General features: G+C 62.9%; 17 protein-coding genes, 1 tRNA gene and 1 pseudogene. 2 read left to right on the top strand and 17 right to left on the bottom strand.

The features are described from left to right. Positions 1-176: 176 nt before the first annotated feature. From QA640_RS18400 to QA640_RS18375, 6 genes are all read right to left on the bottom strand, one after another. Positions 177-1,721, bottom strand: coding sequence for an alpha-N-arabinofuranosidase (locus QA640_RS18400; RefSeq protein ID WP_283041989.1), 1,545 nt, complete (start codon positions 1,719-1,721; stop codon positions 177-179). Beyond that, positions 1,718-2,590 carry an ABC transporter ATP-binding protein gene (locus QA640_RS18395; protein WP_283041987.1) on the bottom strand — a complete coding sequence of 291 codons (873 nt, stop codon included), beginning with the start codon at positions 2,588-2,590 and terminating at the stop codon, positions 1,718-1,720. Before QA640_RS18395 ends, QA640_RS18400 begins: the two co-directional genes overlap by 4 nt. Then, a complete protein-coding gene (locus QA640_RS18390) occupies positions 2,587-3,618 on the bottom strand; it encodes an ABC transporter ATP-binding protein (protein WP_283041985.1) in 1,032 nt (343 codons plus the stop codon). Before QA640_RS18390 ends, QA640_RS18395 begins: the two co-directional genes overlap by 4 nt. Next, positions 3,618-4,481, bottom strand: coding sequence for an ABC transporter permease (locus QA640_RS18385; RefSeq protein WP_283041984.1), 864 nt, complete (start codon positions 4,479-4,481; stop codon positions 3,618-3,620). Before QA640_RS18385 ends, QA640_RS18390 begins: the two co-directional genes overlap by 1 nt. Next, positions 4,481-5,485 carry an ABC transporter permease gene (locus QA640_RS18380; protein ID WP_283041983.1) on the bottom strand — a complete coding sequence of 335 codons (1,005 nt, stop codon included), beginning with the start codon at positions 5,483-5,485 and terminating at the stop codon, positions 4,481-4,483. Before QA640_RS18380 ends, QA640_RS18385 begins: the two co-directional genes overlap by 1 nt. A 74-nt stretch (positions 5,486-5,559) precedes the next feature. Continuing rightward, on the bottom strand, positions 5,560-7,461 hold the full coding sequence (locus QA640_RS18375) for an ABC transporter substrate-binding protein (protein ID WP_283041982.1): 1,902 nt from the start codon (positions 7,459-7,461) through the stop codon (positions 5,560-5,562). 201 nt (positions 7,462-7,662) lie between these two features. On the opposite strand from QA640_RS18375, the gene QA640_RS18370 reads away from it, so the two are divergent. Further along, positions 7,663-8,397 carry a DUF72 domain-containing protein gene (locus QA640_RS18370; RefSeq protein ID WP_283042821.1) on the top strand — a complete coding sequence of 245 codons (735 nt, stop codon included), beginning with the start codon at positions 7,663-7,665 and terminating at the stop codon, positions 8,395-8,397. Between the two features lie 35 nt (positions 8,398-8,432). Here the strand turns inward: QA640_RS18370 and QA640_RS18365 are convergent, their stop codons facing one another. From QA640_RS18365 to QA640_RS18335, 7 genes and pseudogenes are all read right to left on the bottom strand, one after another. After that, positions 8,433-9,509: a flavodoxin family protein gene (locus QA640_RS18365; protein WP_283041980.1), complete on the bottom strand. Its 1,077-nt coding sequence runs from the start codon at positions 9,507-9,509 to the stop codon at positions 8,433-8,435. Between the two features lie 295 nt (positions 9,510-9,804). Continuing rightward, positions 9,805-10,014: a hypothetical protein gene (locus QA640_RS18360; RefSeq protein ID WP_283041979.1), complete on the bottom strand. Its 210-nt coding sequence runs from the start codon at positions 10,012-10,014 to the stop codon at positions 9,805-9,807. Continuing rightward, positions 10,011-10,232, bottom strand: coding sequence for a hypothetical protein (locus QA640_RS18355; RefSeq protein ID WP_283042820.1), 222 nt, complete (start codon positions 10,230-10,232; stop codon positions 10,011-10,013). Before QA640_RS18355 ends, QA640_RS18360 begins: the two co-directional genes overlap by 4 nt. A 262-nt stretch (positions 10,233-10,494) precedes the next feature. Then, positions 10,495-11,241 carry a Crp/Fnr family transcriptional regulator gene (locus QA640_RS18350; RefSeq protein WP_283041978.1) on the bottom strand — a complete coding sequence of 249 codons (747 nt, stop codon included), beginning with the start codon at positions 11,239-11,241 and terminating at the stop codon, positions 10,495-10,497. After that, entirely contained in the window at positions 11,207-14,413 is a 3,207-nt protein-coding gene (locus tag QA640_RS18345; protein WP_283041977.1) for a CheR family methyltransferase, read from the bottom strand. The genes QA640_RS18350 and QA640_RS18345 overlap by 35 nt, the downstream gene beginning before the upstream one ends. A 316-nt stretch (positions 14,414-14,729) precedes the next feature. Next, positions 14,730-15,011 carry a hypothetical protein gene (locus QA640_RS18340; RefSeq protein WP_283041976.1) on the bottom strand — a complete coding sequence of 94 codons (282 nt, stop codon included), beginning with the start codon at positions 15,009-15,011 and terminating at the stop codon, positions 14,730-14,732. A 6-nt stretch (positions 15,012-15,017) separates the two neighbouring features. Then, positions 15,018-15,752, bottom strand: a pseudogene (locus QA640_RS18335) (chemotaxis protein CheB); the annotation flags it as partial. 51 nt (positions 15,753-15,803) lie between these two features. Between QA640_RS18335 and QA640_RS18330 the strand changes: the two are divergent. Then, the gene (locus tag QA640_RS18330; protein WP_283041975.1) at positions 15,804-16,208 is read left to right on the top strand and encodes a response regulator; all 405 of its coding nucleotides are present in this window, start codon (positions 15,804-15,806) and stop codon (positions 16,206-16,208) included. Between the two features lie 369 nt (positions 16,209-16,577). On the opposite strand, the gene QA640_RS18325 is transcribed toward QA640_RS18330, so the two are convergent. The 4 genes from QA640_RS18325 to QA640_RS18310 all read right to left on the bottom strand — a co-directional run bounded on the left by QA640_RS18325 (position 16,578) and on the right by QA640_RS18310 (position 18,529). Further along, a complete protein-coding gene (locus QA640_RS18325) occupies positions 16,578-16,727 on the bottom strand; it encodes a hypothetical protein (RefSeq protein ID WP_283041973.1) in 150 nt (49 codons plus the stop codon). Between the two features lie 98 nt (positions 16,728-16,825). Further along, on the bottom strand, positions 16,826-17,434 hold the full coding sequence (locus QA640_RS18320) for a cysteine hydrolase (protein WP_283041972.1): 609 nt from the start codon (positions 17,432-17,434) through the stop codon (positions 16,826-16,828). Positions 17,435-17,525: 91 nt separating this feature from the next. Then, on the bottom strand, positions 17,526-18,287 hold the full coding sequence (locus tag QA640_RS18315) for an enoyl-CoA hydratase-related protein (protein WP_283041971.1): 762 nt from the start codon (positions 18,285-18,287) through the stop codon (positions 17,526-17,528). Between the two features lie 168 nt (positions 18,288-18,455). Further along, positions 18,456-18,529: transfer RNA gene (locus tag QA640_RS18310), tRNA-Gly, on the bottom strand. Positions 18,530-18,603: the final 74 nt, after the last annotated feature.

Below are 18,603 nucleotides of genomic sequence, written 5' to 3'. Positions count from 1 at the left end.
AAGGCGACACGGCTGGGCATCTACCCCCGGCTTAAGGGGCGATGTCGTTCTCATCCTTAGCCCTCGCCTCCGCTCCGGCTATCATGAGCTTGGCGGGGCCTTCTCGGCCCCGATTTGCTGTCGATGGCGTCCTCGGTCTACAGGCAGCAGGTCCGGCAGCTATGATCTGCTGTCCGTCAGTGCGCCGACAAATGAATCACGTTCCATGACGCCGGGCTTAGATGCGCTCGTAGCCGGCCACCTTCGATGGCACTCTCCTGTAACGGCGCCGGCTTCACCCGTTCCGGCGCGTTCTTCGTATTTGTCGCCTGGAGATCGTCGTGGCGCAATTCAATCGCCTGGGAAACAGCGACATGGCCAAACCCACGTGCCTCGACGTTCACCTCCATCTCTTGCTTCAGGTCCCGGTTGAGCAAGAAAAGCGAAAGACTGCCGTCCTCTCCTGCAACTGCCGCGACCTTCAAATACTGCACGTTGGACACCTGGAAGGTTAGCTCTTGCACACCTCGAGGATCATAGTAGGACGAATCGTAGCTGTCGCACTCAACCTGCGTGCGTAAAACCCTGCCGCGGCCGAAGCGGCTCATATGAGCGAAAGGAAAGAAGATGGTCTGGCGCCACGCTCCTCCGCCGGTCTCGGTCATGATCGGCGCGATGACGTTGACGAGTTGCGCGAGGCAGGCGACCCTGATCCGATCGGCGTGATTGAGCAAGGAAATGCAGGCACCGCCAAAGGCGAGTGCGTCCTCCATCGTGTAGATTTCCTCGAGGATCGGCGGCGCAACCGGCCAGCCCTCCTTCACCCGGTCGGCCCGGCTGCGGCGCGTTCGATACCAGACGTTCCATTCATCGAAGCTCAGCATGAGACGCTTGTTGGAGCGCCGCTTGGCCGCCACCGCATCGGCCAAGGCGACGACCTCATCGATGAAGCGGTCCATCAGGTCGGGGCTCGCGAGAAACGATGCCGTGTCCTGCCTGTAGTTGTTGAGATAGGTATGGAGCGAAATGTAGTCGACGTGATCGAAGGTGTGCTCGAGGACAGTATCCTCCCACTGGCCGAAGGTCGGCATGTTGCGCCCCGACGAACCGCATGCCGCAAGCTCGATGGTCGGATCCACCCAGCGCATCATCTTGGCCGCTTCGCTGGCGACCGCACCGTAGGCGGCGGCGCTCTTGTGCTCCATCTGCCAAGGTCCGTCCATCTCGTTGCCGAGGCACCACAGCTTGATGTCATGCGGCTGGTCCCAGCCGTGCTTGCGGCGCAGCTCCGACCAGGCCGTTCCGCCCGGATGGTTGCAGTATTCGACCAGGCTGCGGGCCGCGTCGCCGCCGCGGGTGCCGAGATTGACCGCCATCATCGGTGCGACGGCGGCGGCCTTGCACCAGTCCATGAACTCGTTGGTGCCGAAGCTGTTCGGTTCCGTGCTGAACCAGGCGAGGTCGAGGCGCGCCGGTCTCGCCTCCAGCGGCCCGACGCCGTCCTCCCAATTGTATCCCGACACGAAATTGCCGCCGGGATATCGAATAAGCGTCGGGCCAAGCTCCTTCACCAGCGCGAGCACGTCCTTCCGAAAGCCCTTCTCGTCCGCGGTCGGATGGCCGGGCTCGTAGATGCCGCCATAGACGCACCGGCCCAAATGTTCGATGAATGCACCGAACAGACGAGGATCGGTGTGACCGATGGCGAAGTCGCGGTCGATCAGAACTCTAGCTTTCCTCATGCTCTTCTCTCGGGTGCTCCGGGACTGGTGAGATCGTTCGTGCTGAGAGATACGTCTGCCGCGGCATCGGCGGCCTCAGGTAATAGCACGGCTTCACGCAATTGGCGCGTATAGGGATGCTGCGGCGCCTTCAGGACCGTTCTCGCATCGCCGATTTCCACAACGCTGCCCTTCTGCATGATCATGATGCGGTCGCTGATGTAGTAGGCTGTAGCCAAATCATGCGTGACATAGATGATCGATATCCCAAGATCGTCCCGCAGCGTCTTGAATAGATTGACGATGGATATGCGCAGCGACGCATCGATCATGGACACCGGCTCATCCGCGACAATCAGTTTCGGCTCGGCCAGAAGTGCCCGGGCGATTGCGATCCTCTGAAGCTGTCCGCCGGACAGCTCGTGCGGGTATCGATGGCGCACCTCCTTGAGCGAGAGTCCGACTTTGTGCAGCGCGTCATCAACGGTCGTCTCGGTTGCCCCCTCGCCGGCCTCACCGGAAAACCGGCGCCGCGTCACGAACAGATATCGATCGAGCCGCTTCAGCGGGTTGAAGGACTCAAACGGATTCTGAAAGATCGGCTGCACCTTGTGCATAAAGGCCATGCGACCCGCGGCATTTCGAATAGCAGCGAGGTCGATGCCGTCGAGCATCAATTTGCCGCTGGTCGGCGTTTCGATGTTCAGGATCATCCTGGCAAGCGTCGTCTTGCCGCTGCCGGATTCGCCGATGATCGCAAAGATCTCCGGTCGCCAGGTGGCAAGCTGGAAGCTCACCTGGTTCACCGCAGCAATCTTGTGCCTCGACAATAGCCCTCCCCGGACGAAGGTCTTGCTGACCCGGGAAATGTCGAGGAGCAGATCGTTCATGCTCGGCTGCCCTGATTGATGGCAAAGCAGGCAACGCGATGCCGGGTATCGGCCTCCAGCATGTCGGGGACCTGGCGCTTGCAGATCTCGCTGGCGAGCGGGCAGCGCGGATGGAAGCGGCATCCAGGCGGCGGATCGGCCAGATTTGGCGGGGAGCCGCCAAGTCCCTCGCGGGGCGCGTCATCGCCGATGCGCGGAAGGCTCGAAATGAGATGCCTGGTGTAAGGGTGAAGTGGATTGCGGAAAATCTCCGCGGTTGCGGCCTCTTCCACGAGACGCCCGGCATACATGATGGCGAGGCGATCAGTGATGTGCGCGTGCACGCCCATGTCGTGGGTGACGAACAGGACCGACGAGCCGGTCTCCCGCTGAATGCCCCGGATCATGCCGAGCACCTCCTTTTGCACCACCACATCCAGTGCGGTCGTGGGCTCGTCGGCAATGATGAAATCAGGACGGCAAATCGTCGCGAGCGCAAGCGTGGCGCGTTGACGCATGCCGCCTGAGAGCTCATGCGGAAAGGCCGCCAGCACCGAAGGGTCGAGCCTGACCCGCGCCAGATGGGCGACTACCTGCTGCTCAAACTGCTTCCGGCTACCGCCGATATGCGGATACGCGAAATCGACGAATGCCGATTCGACGCGGCGAACCGGGTTCAGCACATTCATCGATCCCTGCATGATATAGGACAGATGCCGCCAGCGAATTCGCGCCACATCCGCTGGCGGCGCGCGGTGCAATCCGCCATAGCCGGGCAGGAATGCAAACTCCACGCTGCCGCCTACGATCTCGAGCGGCGGTCTGATCGCTCCTGCGATGCTCTTGATCAGCGTGGTCTTGCCGGAGCTGGACTCTCCGGCAAGCCCATAGATCTCGTCACGACGTACAGCGAAGCTGACGCCATCGACCGCTTTGACGCCGCGCCTGACACCGGAGTGGCTGGTCCGGTAATGGGCCTTGAGGTCGCGAACCCAAAGAATCGGTTGGGCGTCTTCGGGCACGTGCGGCTGCTGAACGATGGCGCGCATCACGAGGCCTCTCCGACGCTCCAGAGGCGGCTTCGCGGATCGATGTAGGCGTTCGCCGATACCGCGAGCAGGAAGAGCCCGATAAACGCCATGATCACCGCGATGGTCGGGAAGGCGATCCACCACCAGACTCCCGCCACCATTGCGGTGTGCTGGTTGGCCCAATAGATCATGCCGCCGATCGTCGGCGTGTTGATGTCGGTAAAGCCGAGCACCGCAAGCGTCACCTCAAGCCCGATCGACCACACCATGTTGTTCATGGTCGTAGAGAACACGATCGGCATGACATAGGGCAGATGCTCCTGAGTGAGGATCTGCCATGTTCCCATACCGGAAAAAAGGCTGGTCTGGGTGAATTCGCGCACCTTCAGGCTCATGACCACGGAACGGATCAACCGGGCATCATAGGCCCAACCGAAGCAGGCCATGATCAGCGCCAGCATCAGCCAGGAGATGCGGTCGCGCATCACGAAATAGAACAGCACCAGGATCGGCAGCAGAGGAATGACGATGAAAGTATCATTCACCGACATCAGGGCGCGACCGATCCACCCGCCCTTGTAGCCGCTTATGAGTCCGATCGTGAGGGCAAACAGGCGGCTGATCAGCGCCACCGTGCATCCGAACAACAACGTATTTCGGATGGCAAAGCTCAGTTGCCAGAACACGTCCTGGCCGCGCGATGTCGTGCCGAACCAGTAGGTCAGCGACGGCGGCATATCGGGCGGCACTACATACACGCTTTCCGGCGGATAGGGCGAGAAGCACGCCAGCATGGACAGCAGCAGAACGAAGGCGAGCAGCACGGCCCCGATCCGGAATTCAGGGCTGTAGCGCAGCAGGTCGCGCAGGAGGACGGCCATCAGCTGACCTTCACCCTCGGATCGAGCAGCGGATAGAGAAGATCGATGGCGAGCACTCCGATCGACACGCCGAGGATCGAGATGCTGGTGACGCCGAGGACCAGGCCGTAATCTCCGGCATAGACGGCGTCGACCAGGAGCGAGCCGAGACCGGGATAGCCGAACACCTTCTCGGTGATCACGGCGCCGTTGAAGATTCCGCCCAGCGACATGGCGAGCCCCGTCACCTGTGGCACGAGCGCGTTACGCATCACGTAGGTTGTCAGGATGCGCCAGGATCTCACGCCGGCAAGTTCAGCGTAGACGACGAAGTCCTCGGCCAGGATATTGGATACCAGCGAGCGCATGCCGAGGAACCAGCTCCCCACGCCGATCAGGATCAGAGAGAGCGCCGGCAGGATCGCGTGCTGCAGGACGCTCAGAACGAATTCAGGCGTCCATGTCTGGGACAGGTTCATCGCCGCTCCGCCGGTGATCGGAAGCACCGGCCAAAGGAAGCCGAACACGATCAGCAACAGCATCGCCAGAATATAGTATGGGATCGGATGGAGGCCCATGGCGATCACCCCCATCAGCTTCAGACTGCGGCTCTGCCTGTAGTAACCGGCAAGCCCGCCCAGCAGGTTTCCGAGCCCCCAGGCGACGATGGTCGAAACCGCAAGGAGTCCCGCGGTCCAGGGCAGCGCACGTCCGATGAGGGTACCGACGGGAGTCGGAAACGCCGACATCGAGGGACCGAAATCGGCGCGCAGGATCCGGTTCCAGAACAGCAGGTATTGCTCAACGGGCGTGCCGCTGAGACCATAGAGCTCGCGCAAGGAGTTGCGCATCTGCTCGATCGCCCCGGGCGCGGTGTTGCCGAAGGAGGTCACCGCCGAGATCGACTGCTCGACGGGATCAATCGGCGAAGCATGGGTGACGACATAAGCGATATTGATGCCGATGAAGACGACCAGCAGAAACTGGCCGAACCGCCGGCCCACATAGGCGAGGTATCCGCTCATGGGTGCACCAGGGATGTTCGCCAAAGTCGTCCGGCCAGATGCGGCAAATGCGGTCGCTTTTGTGTCATCGCATCCTAACTTGCGGGCTTCAGCCTGACGAACATGTAGCGCGAATTGCCCCAGTTCGGCACCGGATTGGTGTAGGGATTCTCCGAGGTCGGAAAGCCGGTCCAGTAGGTCTGGTCCATTGCGGTGAATACGTTGTAAGCCATCAGCGGTATGGTGGGCATCTCCTTCGCGGCGAGCTTGACGTACTCCTTGCCGAGCTCGATAGATTGCGGATCATCGAAGCCGACCGTCCGGATCTGCTCGATGATCTTGTCGAGCGCGGGATTGGACCAGCGCTGCCAGTTGCGGAGCGGCTGCGGCTTGCCCGGCTCGGCGACGAACTGCGAATGCCAGCTGTCGAGGAAGTAGGACAAGTCCTGGTGGCCGCCCCAGGTTTCGACGCTCCATCCGATGAAGGTGTCGAAATCGCCGGCCGCCCGTCGCGTGGGCAGCGTCCCCTGCGCGACATCGATCTTGGCGTCGATACCCGCCTGCTTCCAGAGCTGCACGATCATCGTTCCGGCGCGGGTCATCACCGGACGCAAATCGCCTTCGACCATGACGCGGACGCTGAACGGCTTGCCGTCGGGCGTCATCCAGCTGCCGCCCCGCTTGCTGAAGCCGGCCTTTTCCAGCAGCTCCTGCGCGGCCTGCGGATCGGTCTTCCACCAGCCCCTGCCGAACGCCTTGGCAATCTCCGCAGGATCGGATGGGATCTGCTCGCCCATGGACGGCCGCAGCATATCGGCAATCTGCTTTCCGATCGTGGGATCGTAGGGCTTGATCCTGCGCTTCCCGGTATCGACCTCGAAGGCCTTGAGCCACTCCTCCATCGGCTCATGATAGGTTGCCGGATGCGTTCCGGTCGGCGGCACCCCGATCGCCGATATCGTGGCGGCGCCGCGATAGGCCGCCATCGCCACGGCCTTGATGTCGATCAACAGCGCCAGAGCCCATCGCACATCCGGATTCCTGAAATTCTCATTCTGGGTGTTGAAGATCACGGCCGGAAGAGTTGGATCGGGGTGACCATAGGGAAAGCCCTTGAACCACGCGCGCGTCGCCTTGCTCTGCTTCGCCAGGGCAAACATGCCTTCCGGCGCAATATCGTGGATCACGTCGAGCTCGTGATTAAGCTGCGCGATCACCCGCTTCTCGGGCGGGCCGGGATCGACATAGGCGAGGTATTTCGGACCGGGCTTGCCGAAGCGCGCCAGCGTGGTGCGCTGCCAGTCGTCCCGGAGCTGCCAAATGTACCATTTGCCTTCCGGATCGTAGCTGTGCAGCACGTAGGCCCCGAGTGAGATCGGCTTGTTGAAATCGAATTTGACGGGATCGTCGACCTTGTCGAAGACGTGCTTGGGCAGGATCCACACCGCCCCCCAGCGCACCGTGAAATTGGCGTGGAAGCGCGAATTCGGCTTCTTGAGCTTGAACACAACTGTATGGGCGTCCGGTGCATCAACGGATGCGACGTTGCTCGCCAGCACCGCACTGAAGCGCATGGCCGGATTTTTGATCTGCGTAGTCACCGTCGAGACGACATCGTCGGCGGTGAATTCGACCCCGTCGCTCCAGAAGATGCCGCTGCGAAGCCTGACCGTCATTTCGGTAAAGTCGGCGTTGTATTGCGGCTTGTCGGCAGCCAGCGAATTGTCCCAGACACCGTCGAGGCCGCGCTCGGGATCGATGTACCAGAGCGTATCGAGCGCGACCTGCTGCAGTCCGTTCGACTGCGATCCGGCATTGATTGCCCAGATGTTGAACCAGCCCGCGTTCTTGACGGTTCCTTCCGGGTTTTCCAGGATCAGCAAATCCCTTCTCGGGATGTTTTGCGGAATGCCCTGCGCATGGCTCGGCGCCCCCAGCGGGACCAGCAGCGAGCCGAGCGCGCACGCAACCAGCACCAATGCACGAACGCAACGCATCATGTCCTCTCGGCGCAGCTTGTCCCGACGCTTGTTTTGGCGCGATGCTAGAGGCGCCAAAACCGTTGAACAACAAAAATCTTGAGCCGCGGGGAAGACGGGGAGGACGCGATTTGAAACCTCCTTCGCCGCATTGGCGTTCCTCTCTGGGCGTGGCCTCCGTCGCCGCGCCCGATGGCGGCAATGAATGGCATCGGAAAGATGGCTCGCGTTCTGATCGGCACCTCGGGGTGGCACTATGCATCGTGGCGAGGCCCGTTCTTTCCCGAGGGTCTGCCGTTGAAGGAGCAGCTTCGCTACTACGCCGGTCAGTTCGAGACCACTGAGCTGAACGGCGTCTTCTATCGCACCCCCACGCCGGAGGCTGTCAAAGCGTGGCGGGAGCAGTCCGGGCGCGACTTCGTCTTCGCGTGGAAGGCTTCCAAGTTCATCACCCATTGGAAGCGCCTGTCCGATCGATCCGTCAACAGCCTCGCGCTTCTGGAGGAGCGCATCGCGTTGCTGCGTGGCAAGGCGGGACCGATCCTGTTTCAACTGCCGCCGCAATTCGAGGCGAACGCCGAGCGCCTGGCCGCCTTCTTCAAGCTGTTGCCGAAGAAGCGCCGCTACAGTTTCGAATTTCGTCATCCGAGCTGGTATCAGCCGCGCATCATCAGAATGCTGGCCGAGGAAAACATCTCGCTGTGCCTGTCGGACCATCACGACGCGCCGGCTCCCTGGACGCGCACGGCGGACTTCGTCTACGTCCGCGGCCATGGCCCGAGCGGGCGCTACCACGGTCACTACCGGCGACCGGCGCTTGCGCAATGGGCGCGGCGCATCCGGTCCTGGAAGCGGCAGGGCTGCGACGTCTACGTGTATTTCGACAACGACCAGAAGAGCGCCGCGCCGGCCGATGCGCTGGAGTTGAAAGGGCTGCTGTCACGATCGGCCTAGGGCCGACGACTTGGCCTGCGATCGCCATCACGTCTTCACTTCGGAACCGGATCCGAGAGCCCTGCCCCCGGGTCTTCGAGCCGTCCGCTTCTGGCGAGCTTCACGGCGTGGCCCAGCACGCGGGCCGTATTCGTTACCTCCGCTCGAAATTCACCGTCCTCGTCCAGCGCCTGGTGCGATGTGGCGTAGGGCTCCATGTAGCCGACATAGCCGTCGAGCTCGGCGAAGCGGCCGGCCGAGATCAGCTGCATGTCCGTCAGCCAATCGGACAGGGTTCGGCGAACGCCCTCGGCGCCGACGCTGTCGCCATGAACGATCAGGCCGAAGTGTCGGCCCGCGAGATGGCGCGGATAGGACCAGCCCTTCAGCTCCAGCGCCTTGGCCTCACTGGCCTTCTTGCCGTGCGTCGATGTCGGATCGGGATTGCCGCCGTCGGCGCAGACCAGGCGATCCATCATCGCCTTGAGTCCGCCCGGCACGTGATACCAGTTCACCGGCGTCACGATCAGGATGCCGTGCGCGGCTACCCACAGCGGGTAGATTTCGTTCATCCAGTCCGCGCCCTGCCCAAGCGAATAGTTCGGATAGCAGCTGCACGGCCAGTGACAGAGCGGCATGGCGGTGGCAACGCAGGACTTGCAGGGATGGATATTCCTGCCGAACTCCGAGGTCAGCCTGGAGAGATCGAGGATATCGACAGCGAATCCCATTTCGGTGAAGACGGGCTCGGCAAGCTTCACGATGCGCCAGGTCTTGGACATCTCGCCGGGACAGGTGTGCTCGCTGCGAGCCGAGCCGTTGACGATCAGGATGCGCGGCGTCTCGCTGGCGTCGTCATGTCGCCGCTGCGCTTCCAGAATCGCGGCGCGCGCATCGAGCCAGTCGACGGCGATCTCGTAGCTCGGATCGGCAAAGCCAGGTCCGGCCTTCCGAGTCAGCGGAGCCTTGCGCGAATGGCTGTAGGCGTCCCAGGCCGCGGCGACGATTGCGTCGAGCTCGCGCTTCAGCGGTGCGAAGGCAGGATCGATGAACTGGCGCTTGTAGCGGCTTTCGAAGGCCTCGCGCGACAGCTTGACGGGCGGCATCCCCTTGCGAATGTCCGGTTCCGTCATGGCGTCTCCTGCTGCGATGGCTGGATGATTGCAATCAACGAGAGGCTGAGCCGCCGGTTCCGATGCGGATGATGCACGCGGTAGAGGCTCCCAGGGCTTCACTTCAAGCCGGCACGGCGAGGTCTCCGCAAAAATATCGAAAACAACCCCATGCAAAGGAGTCCGATGGACGCCCGATGACGAATTACGGATTTCACGAAATCATTTGACACGTCGGGCAAATCACTGGCATAATGCCATCATTGCAGCGCATGGGTCGGCCCTTGCACCGGCGCGCGAATTCTCATGAAAAAGCCTAGACGTGAAGCTGGATCCCGCGATCAGGCACTTGCGAGACGGCTTCGAACTTGGCGATGCGCTGGTCCAGGCGCCACAGCTCGATGCGATAGAAGCTCACTAGCTCCTGGGCCTTGCGCTTGGCATCCTCCTCGCCGTCGCAGACGAGATTGATGCAACCGAAGACGCGGCCGTCGGGATCAATCTGGAATGCCCGGTAGTGTTTCATGATCTGCCCTCTCCTTGCCAGCGCTTGCGCACGGCCGGGGCGGTCAACCAATCGGTCAGATTGGAAGCCACTTCGTCCTGCTTCGCACGGCGCAGCAACATCTCTCGCTCCTTGCCGGCCGGAAGACGACGGGCACGTTGGCGGGCCTGTTCGGCCGAGATCTGCAAACGCTCCTGAAGCGAATGCGTCTGTTTGGTTCGATTACGCTTTCCGGTCATCTTCTGCATTCACGGATGATCATGCTCGAAGGGTGTCGGCCCCGGCCGGAGGCTCAACCGCCGGGGCCGATCACCTAGCCGCACCGGGGGCGGCCCGGTGCAGGAGCCGTTCGCAAGTTTCGGAGCGGAACCGAGTTCCGGCATTTCCATAGGTTAAGGTCGAGGCGATTGTTGCTGCCGCCACGTGAGGTGCTGAATTGCGATGCAACGAGGGGCGCACGCCCGCTGTTATCGCCCGCGCGGGCGCGTGCTCGAGCGCCGACTATTTGCGGCGATACAGATGCAGATAGCTCGGCGAGAACAGCGCCGCGTCCTTGAGCGCGTCGAGATCGCTGATGGTCAGCGTTCGCTCACGCAGCACGATCAGACCGGCGGCGCGCAACTCCTGCACGGTGCGATTGAGATGAACCACCGAAAGGCCGGTGGCGTCGGCCAGATCCATCTGGGTTACCGGCATGATGCAGGAATTGCCGTCGACCAATCCAACCGGGCGCAGCCGCTCGAAAATCTCGCAGAACAGATGCGCCACGCGTTCCAGCGCGACACGGCGGCCGAGATTGATGGCCCATTCTCGCTGGATCGCGCCGTTCAAGAGCGTCTCGCACCAGAACGCCTCCGCGAGCGAGCGGTCGCTCGCGACCAGGCTCTCGAAGCGCGCACGCCTGATTTCGGTATAGACCACCGGCGTCAGGGTCGCGATCGAGTGATCCATCACCGCCAGAAGGAACGCATGCGCGTCGCAGGTCTCGCCGGGAAAGATGAAGTTCACGATCTGGCGTCGCCCGTCCTCGAGCGTCTTGTAACGGCAGAGCCATCCGGACAGCACGATGCGGACGCTGTCGACGGGGTCACCCTCGGAGATCAGGTCCTCACCCGATCCGGCGCGCTGCAGCCCTTCGAGAACGGCGTGCTCCAACGATGAGGACGCTTCAGCAGACAACGGCCGCAGCGCATTCAGGCGGCGGATGACCGGATCAGTCACGCTTCGATCGAGAGTAGATACAGGCATTAGCTAGCGTCCCCCCCCCCGGCGTATGGAACGTGCGCTTGCTCAAGGGGATGATGATCGTGCATTGCAGCCCCGAACCGGTGAAGGCCATCGTCGTCTGGCCCTTGAATTCGAACGCCAGCGTGCGCTCCAGAAGCTCCGTGCCAAAACCCTTTCGCGGCGGCGGCGTAACCTGCGGCCCGCCCCGCTCGCGCCATTCGAAAACCAGCTCCGGCGGATCGGCGGTCTCATCGAAGCGCCAGGAGATTTCTATCCGCCCCGTGGGGCGGCTCAAAGCGCCGTATTTCAGGGCATTGGTCGCGAGCTCGTGGATGGCGAGCGCAAAGGTTTCCGCGGCTTTGGGCTGGAGGCGCGCCTTGGGGCCGGAGACCTGCACCTGCTCGCCTTCACGGGCGTTGTAGGCCAAAAGCTCCTCGACCACGAGATATTCGAGATCGACGCCGCCTTCGGGATCGCGGGTCACCAGCGCCTGTGTGCGCGCGAAGGCGTTCAACCGGCCGTCGAGATGGAAGGCATATTCCTCGACGGTGCCGCTCGATTCCGCCGAGCGGCGGGCGATCGAGCGCACGACCCCGAGCGTGTTGCGGACGCGATGCTGAAGTTCGGCGAGCAGCAGGCGCTGACGCTCTTCGGCGCGGGTGATCGCGGTGACGTCGATGAAGGTGACGACCACGCCGGCGATGAAATTGTCGATGCTGCGATAGGGCAGGATGCGCACGATATAGCGGGTGCCGCTGTCCGGCGCGGTCAGCTCGCGCTCGAGGGTTGCCAGGGTCCGCAGCACGCGGCGCACATCGTCATAGAGCTCCTCGATCGGGATGCGGGCCTTGATGTGACCGATCGGTCGGCCGACGTCTGTTTCGACCAGATGCAGGACCTGTGTGATCGCGGGCGTAAAATTCATCACCCTCAGGTCGTTGTCGAGGAACATGGTCGCGATCTGGGTGCTCTCGAGGAAATTCTTCAGGTCGCTGGTGGCACGGGTCAGCTCCTGAACGCGATGCGCCAGCTCGCCATTGACGGTGGTCAGCTCCTCGTTGACCGACTGCAACTCCTCGCGCGAGGTCTCGAGCTCCTCATTGGCCGATTGCAACTCTTCGTTCAGCGACTGGTATTCCTCGTTGGAGGATTTCAGCTCCTCGTTGGTGCTCTCGAGCTCCTCGATGGTCGCCTGCAACCGCTCTCGGGTTGCTCGCAGCTCGCTTTCCAGCCGCTCGACGTGCTCGGTACGCACCAGCGCATTGGGGGTGCTCTGATTGACATCGATCACCCCGAGGGGGCCGTCCTTGAACAGGACGACGAAATTGCGATGACCACCGGCGCCCTCCTGGATCGGCTCGACGGTGATGTCGACGAGCACGCGGTGGCCGTTCAGTCCGAGCTGCACCTGTTCGGCATGGGCGGCCTCGTTGGTCTCCGCGGCGCGGCTGAGCGCGGTGCGCAACTCGAGCCTGAGATCGCGATGCACGAGCTGGAGCAGATCGAGCGAGGCGGTCCCCGCCGTCGGCTCGATGTAGCGGCCGGTGCGCCCCGAAAAATGCAGGATCTGGAAATTGTCGTCGGTGATGACATAGGCGGGCGCGTAGCGCTCCGCGATGCGCTGGGCGCGGCGCTCGAGCCCAACGTCGGAGCCGAACGAGCGCACCGGCGGCACTTCGACCGGCGCCCTGCCCGCCGAGGTCGTGATCGGAAACTCCGGGGGCAGCCGCGTTCCGGTTTCGAGCTTCTTGAAGATGCGGGCGCGGCGGTCGACCGGCGCGAACAGCTTCGGGTGCCGCGTGACGTTCTCGGAATTGCCGAGAAAGAGGTAACGGTCCGGCAACAGCGCGAAATGGAACAGCGGGATCACCCGGTTCTGCAATTCGGCATTGAGATAGATGAGGAGGTTGCGGCAGGAGACGAGGTCAAGCTTGGAGAACGGAGCGTCCTTGATGACGTTGTGCTGCGAGAAGATGCACATCTCGCGCAATTCCTTCACCACGCAATAGGTGTCGCCCTCGCGCACGAACCAGCGCGCCAGCCGCTCGCTCGTCATGTCCGCCTCGATATTGGTGCGGTAGCGGCCAACGCGTGCGGCCGCCAGCGCACGACCGTCGATGTCGGTCGCGAAGATCTGGACCTGCGGCGCGGAATCCAGCCGCGCCATATGCTCGCGCAAGAGGATGCCGATCGAGTAGGCCTCCTCGCCGGTGGCGCAGCCGAGTACCCAAACGCGAACCTGCTGGCCCACGCCCTTGCCTTCGAAGAGCTTCGGGATGATCTGGTTCTCCAGCACCTCGAACTCGCGCTTGTCGCGGAAGAACTCGGTGACGCCGATCAGGAGATCGTTGAAGAGATGCCGGGCCTCGTCCTTGTCGTTCCTAAGGAAATCGACGTAGGCCGGAATCTCGTCGATCTGGACCACCTGCATCCGCCGCTGCACGCGGCGGAGAAAGGTGTTCTGCTTGTAGCCGTGGAAATCATTGCCGGTCTTGGTGCGCAGGATGTCGGCGATGCGCGAGAGCGAGGTCGCGGCCGCGGCCAGCACCTCGTCGAAGCCTTGCTTCTCCTCGAGGCGCCGCAGATGGCGGGCATAGACCTGGATGTGCTCGGGGATATCCTCCGGCGGCAGCACGTAGTCGGCGATGGAAGCTGGCGTGTTGCCGTCGAGCAGCTGCTCGGACTCGGGCCTGGCTGTCTTTTCAGCGATGGCCAGACCACCGTGGTCCTTGAGCGTGGCGGTGCCGAGCGTGCCGTCGCCGCCGGTGCCGGCCAGGATCACGCCGATGGATTGCTCGGCGCGCTCTTCGGCGAGCGACACCAGGAAACTGTCGATCGTGGCGCGCTCGCCGGGTGCCTGCTCGGCCTTGCGGATTGCGAAGCGATCGCCCTGGATGGTGGTGATCATCGCCGGCGGGCACAGGTAGATCGTACCTCCCTCGATTGTCCCGGTGTCACCGATGTCGGCGACCTTGGCGCCGTTGGAGCCGCGCACGACCTCGCGCAGCCGGGCCTTGTCGAAGGCCTCGTGATGTTGAAGCGCCAGCACGATGGCCTGATCCTCCGCCACGGTCAGCTTGGCAAAGAAACGCTCGATGCTCTCGAGGGCGCCAGGCGATGCGCCCACGCCGATGATCAGCGGGGCCCTGACTTGACGCTCTCCCTCGACCGGCTGGTCGCCGACTTCATTCATGGCTTTGGTAGCTCTCATTGGCTGGCCGGGAGCAACGGGCGCCCGGCCCCTGCAAATAGCAGAAACCGATCTTACCCCAACAGCTCAAAGGCAGAAATGTCGTCTGCGCCGTTCAATCCCGCAGCGCAAGCGTTGTCGGGCTCCAAGGGGGCATACTCGCCCTATGGCGCTGGAACTCACGATGCAAATATCCGAAGAACTGACGGCCTTGATCAAGCGGGCCGAGGGCGCCACCGCTACCACCCGCCGGCCGCTCGACGAGAGCGACCGCTGACGCCGCAGAGTCGTGTGTGCGCGGAATTCAGAAAACCGCGGGTCAGCGTCCCCCTGGCGACGCCGGATCCACCTGCTCCCTGAGATAGATGACGCGCTGCTCGATCAGGGTACGGTGGCGCTCCCACTCGACCAGGGTCTGCTGGAGGAGCTCGACCAGCCGTTCCGCCTGTCGCGTATCGTGGCCGTCGGTCCTGAGTTCACGTACCAGGTCCTCCTGGTTGCGGAGCCGCAGCCAGCCTTCCTCGATATCCCGATCGGCCTTGACGAGAAGGCGCTGCTCGGCGTTGAGCTGCTCGGTACGTTCGGCGAGGGAGAGGGCCATCGCGGTTCAAGCCTCCCGTTTGCGGACCGGAGGAGCAAGTGATTGTAGCACGACGCGCCGGATCATATCGGCATATTCGCGATATTCGGCAGCCCGCGTCTCGTACATTTCGGCGACCGCAGGCCGGCCGTTGCGCCTGCCGTCGCGAGCCATGCGCTGCACCAGCTCCGCGCGTTCCTCGATGATGCGCAGCGCAACCCGCAAGGCTTCGTCGACGCGCCCCTCCTGCTCCTTGGCGAGGGTATCGGCGGTGTAGGCATGTCCGACCTGGCAGCGGAAACGCATCGGGCGTGATCCTTTGACCTCGGACAGGACGCCACCACAACCAGGGCAGGTCAGCGCGACGGGATCGGCCAGCGCGACGAGGCTGTCGCTCCCGATCCGGTCACCGGCCGCAATCTCGACCTCGAGCTTGATTTCCGGCGGGATTGGCAACGTCGCCCCCGGAGGTTCCCTGACGAGATCGGACAGCACGTCCCCCATGGTCGCGCCGGGCACGCAGAGATCGATGGTAGTCGCCTCGAGAGCGCGCCTTGGCATTTCGTCGGCGATGGCGTCGGACGGATCCTGCACCACGGTCGTCCCGCCGCAGCGCTTGATCGCATTGAGGCCGGCCGCGCCATCGGACAACAGGCCGCTCAGGAGAACGCCGATCACGCGCGGACCGTGGTGCAGCGCTGCCGAACGGAACAGCGCATCGATCGCCGGCCGCACCATGTTTTCTCGCGGACCGCGCCCCAGCAGGCTCCCCGGCTTATGTTCCTATAGGCTTGGAGGAGCGCTGGAGGCGCCATGTCCGCATCGTCCACGTTGTCTCGTCAACCCGCGCCGCTGGCGGGCCGCCGCATCCTCGTGGTCGAGGACGAGTATTTTCTCGCCGATGACATCGGCAAGACGCTTCGTGCGCTCGGTGCCGATGTCGCGGGACCGGTGGGTCACATCGAGGATGCAGTCAAGATTTTGCACGACGGCGGCATTCTGGATGCCGCCGTGCTGGACGTGAACATCCGTGCCGAGATGATATTCCCCATCGCCCGTGAGCTGAGGACACGCCAAGTGCCATTCGTGTTCACCACGGGCTACGACAAGATCTCCATCAGTTCCGAATTCCAGGACGTGCTGCTCCTGGAGAAGCCGATCGATCTTGCGGCGATGGCCCGGAAGCTGGCTGCACTGATCGCCGATCCGCGGATCTGACACGCAACAGCGCGTGGTCTCTTGCGCCGCCGATCGTCACGAGATGAAGAGACATTGGATGATCCACGCACCCAACCACGCGCTCGACACGAAGCTGCTGGCGACGTCATGCGAGCTGGTTCGCAACGCGCTCGCGCTGCTGCGCAACAGTGAGTGCCCTGCGCCTGCGCCATGAGCTGGGACGCCCCGCACTTCCGCACAGCGAAGGTCAGCCGTCCGGACGTAACGCCGGGCCGGCGCGCTCACAGCAAGTTGACAGTTAGAGCAACAGTTAGAGCAGATGAGCGAAGGCCAGCCAAGCGGTCACCGCAAGGCACAGCGCCGCGGCGAAATAAGGTAGCGCGACGCGCAAGACGACCTCCCGCCCTCTCAGCTCAGTATCATCCAGACAATCGCGCCCGTCATCACGAGAAAACCCGTGATGGCCGTCGCGACAAAGGCCTGTTCCACGCGATCCATAGCCATGGCAGCCCCCTTTTCCAGCCGCACCAGTGTGATGGGAAGGGATGTCTTGCGCATTAGGGTATGTGAATCGACCGCTTCGACTTATGTCCGCAGATGTGAGCCAGCTAAGGCCGCGCCGCAGGAGTTGCGGCGATGCGGCGCCACGATTTCAACTATTCACGCCAAAATCTCGCCAGTTCCTCGGCCGTCACCAGATCCACCTGACCGTGGAAGCGATTGCGGTACATCGTCATGAGCGCATCGTGGCCGACGTCCGAGGAACTGCACAAAGCGTCCTCCACGATGACGACCCTGAAGCCAAGGTCCACCGCGCTCAGGACGCTCGACAAGACGCAAACGTCGGTTTCCGCGCCCGTGACGACCACCGTACCGACCCGCTTTTCGACCAGCAGGCCTGCCAAGCGGGGGTTGCTGAATGCCGAATAGGCCGGCTTGTCGATCACGTGCGCCGGAGGAACGAGCCGGGCCAGAGCCGGCACCAGATCGAGGCCGGACGGCGGCATCCGGGCGCGCGTCGCCTCTCTCCAGCGGCGAAAATAGTGCTGCCAATGTCCGGGACGATCTTCCGGATTCTCAGGCGTGATGAAGCGTGAAAAGACCGTTCGCGCCCTGTAGCGCGAAGCGATCCCGGCGATCGCAGGTAAAACCCTTTCCATCCAGGGCGTCGCCCAAAGCCCGCCGGGAGCGAAGATCTTCTGCATATCGATGCAGAGGTGAACGGCATCGCGAATCTCGGCGATCTCCGACCTGTCGTGCCTCATCGTCCTCCACCGTCGGCGTCACGCGATTGCAATGAACTGCCGACGATGTGGTTCCGTTTCGGCTCCATTTCAGGAGGGCGGTGCCGATGATCTATCTCGTCTTGCGCGCAAAGAAGTTCTGGAATGCCGCGAGCGCTTCGGGCGTGCGCATGCGCTCCGCAAAAAAATGGTTCTCCTGTCCGATCCGCCGCTCGATCTCGTCCGTCGGAGGCTTCAGGAGCTTGCGCGAAATTGCGACGGCGTCGGCCGGCAGTGCACAGATTTCCCGTGCCACCTTCTGGGCCTCGACCAAGGCGTGCCCGGGCGCCACGATCTGGTTGACGAGACCAGCCTCCCTCGCGTCCTCCACGCTCATCTCGCGGCCCATGACCAGCATCGCAAACGCGCGCTGATGCCCGACCATGTGCGGCACGAGCAGGCTGGTGGCGCCATCGGGCACCAGGCCGTAGTGGATATAGGGCGAGGAGAAGGTCGTCGTCGTGCTCGCGATCACGTAGTCGCAGTGAACCACCATCGTCATGCCGATGCCGATCGCGATGCCGTCGACCGCGGCAATGATCGGCTTGTTGTTGTTGACCAGCGCCTGAAGAAAAATCACGGAATTGCGCGGCCGCGCGCCATCGTCGGCTTCGGTCGCGGCTTTCAGGAAGTCGCCGATGTCGTTGCCGGCCGTGAAGACACCCGAACGGCCAGTCAGGATCAGACAGCGGATCGCGGGATTGGATTGTGCGGCGTTGATGGCGTCGCTCATCGCCAGGTACATGTCCTGCGTGAGCGTGTTCTTCTTCTCGGGACGCCGCATCGTGATGGTGCGGGTGGCGCCGTCGTCGGTGACGATGATGTGCTCGGCCATGGCTTCCCTCGCATCATGAGCGAATGAATCCGAATCGCAGCGGCCCAGTTCCCTGTCTTCGGACAGCCTCGCACACGGCAAGCCAAAGCAAAGCGAAAAATCGTTAAAACGAGACCGCGCGCGCTGCCAGAATGAAGCGCCTTTGGTCCGCTAAGTTATTGAAATCATTGGAGCGGGTGAAGGGAATCGAACCCTCGTATTCAGCTTGGAAGGCTGCTGCTCTACCATTGAGCTACACCCGCGTCGGGGATCACCTAACACGGCGCGCGGGGCGCCTCAACCGTCCAGACCCCGCCTTTTGGGCGTTGCGAACAGG

It is taken from the genome of Bradyrhizobium sp. CB82, assembly GCF_029714405.1.
GTDB lineage: Bacteria > Pseudomonadota > Alphaproteobacteria > Rhizobiales > Xanthobacteraceae > Bradyrhizobium.
This window is presented reverse-complemented; position numbering and strand designations above follow the sequence as displayed.

Excerpts from the sequence above, each read along its gene's own strand:
- QA640_RS18385 (WP_283041984.1), bottom strand. The coding sequence starts at position 4,481 with ATGGCCGTCCTCCTGCGCGACCTGCTGCGCTACAGCCCTGAATTCCGG.
- QA640_RS18315 (WP_283041971.1), bottom strand. The coding sequence starts at position 18,287 with ATGGCCGAGCACATCATCGTCACCGACGACGGCGCCACCCGCACCATC.
- QA640_RS18345 (WP_283041977.1), bottom strand. The coding sequence starts at position 14,413 with ATGAATGAAGTCGGCGACCAGCCGGTCGAGGGAGAGCGTCAAGTCAGG.
- QA640_RS18355 (WP_283042820.1), bottom strand. The coding sequence starts at position 10,232 with ATGACCGGAAAGCGTAATCGAACCAAACAGACGCATTCGCTTCAGGAG.
- QA640_RS18340 (WP_283041976.1), bottom strand. The coding sequence starts at position 15,011 with ATGGCCCTCTCCCTCGCCGAACGTACCGAGCAGCTCAACGCCGAGCAG.
- QA640_RS18390 (WP_283041985.1), bottom strand. The coding sequence starts at position 3,618 with ATGCGCGCCATCGTTCAGCAGCCGCACGTGCCCGAAGACGCCCAACCG.
- QA640_RS18380 (WP_283041983.1), bottom strand. The coding sequence starts at position 5,485 with ATGAGCGGATACCTCGCCTATGTGGGCCGGCGGTTCGGCCAGTTTCTG.
- QA640_RS18395 (WP_283041987.1), bottom strand. The coding sequence starts at position 2,590 with ATGAACGATCTGCTCCTCGACATTTCCCGGGTCAGCAAGACCTTCGTC.
- QA640_RS18360 (WP_283041979.1), bottom strand. The coding sequence starts at position 10,014 with ATGAAACACTACCGGGCATTCCAGATTGATCCCGACGGCCGCGTCTTC.
- QA640_RS18320 (WP_283041972.1), bottom strand. The coding sequence starts at position 17,434 with ATGAGGCACGACAGGTCGGAGATCGCCGAGATTCGCGATGCCGTTCAC.
- QA640_RS18330 (WP_283041975.1), top strand. The coding sequence starts at position 15,804 with ATGTCCGCATCGTCCACGTTGTCTCGTCAACCCGCGCCGCTGGCGGGC.
- QA640_RS18400 (WP_283041989.1), bottom strand. The coding sequence starts at position 1,721 with ATGAGGAAAGCTAGAGTTCTGATCGACCGCGACTTCGCCATCGGTCAC.
- QA640_RS18350 (WP_283041978.1), bottom strand. The coding sequence starts at position 11,241 with ATGCCTGTATCTACTCTCGATCGAAGCGTGACTGATCCGGTCATCCGC.
- QA640_RS18375 (WP_283041982.1), bottom strand. The coding sequence starts at position 7,461 with ATGCGTTGCGTTCGTGCATTGGTGCTGGTTGCGTGCGCGCTCGGCTCG.
- QA640_RS18325 (WP_283041973.1), bottom strand. The coding sequence starts at position 16,727 with ATGCGCAAGACATCCCTTCCCATCACACTGGTGCGGCTGGAAAAGGGG.
- QA640_RS18365 (WP_283041980.1), bottom strand. The coding sequence starts at position 9,509 with ATGACGGAACCGGACATTCGCAAGGGGATGCCGCCCGTCAAGCTGTCG.
- QA640_RS18370 (WP_283042821.1), top strand. The coding sequence starts at position 7,663 with ATGGCTCGCGTTCTGATCGGCACCTCGGGGTGGCACTATGCATCGTGG.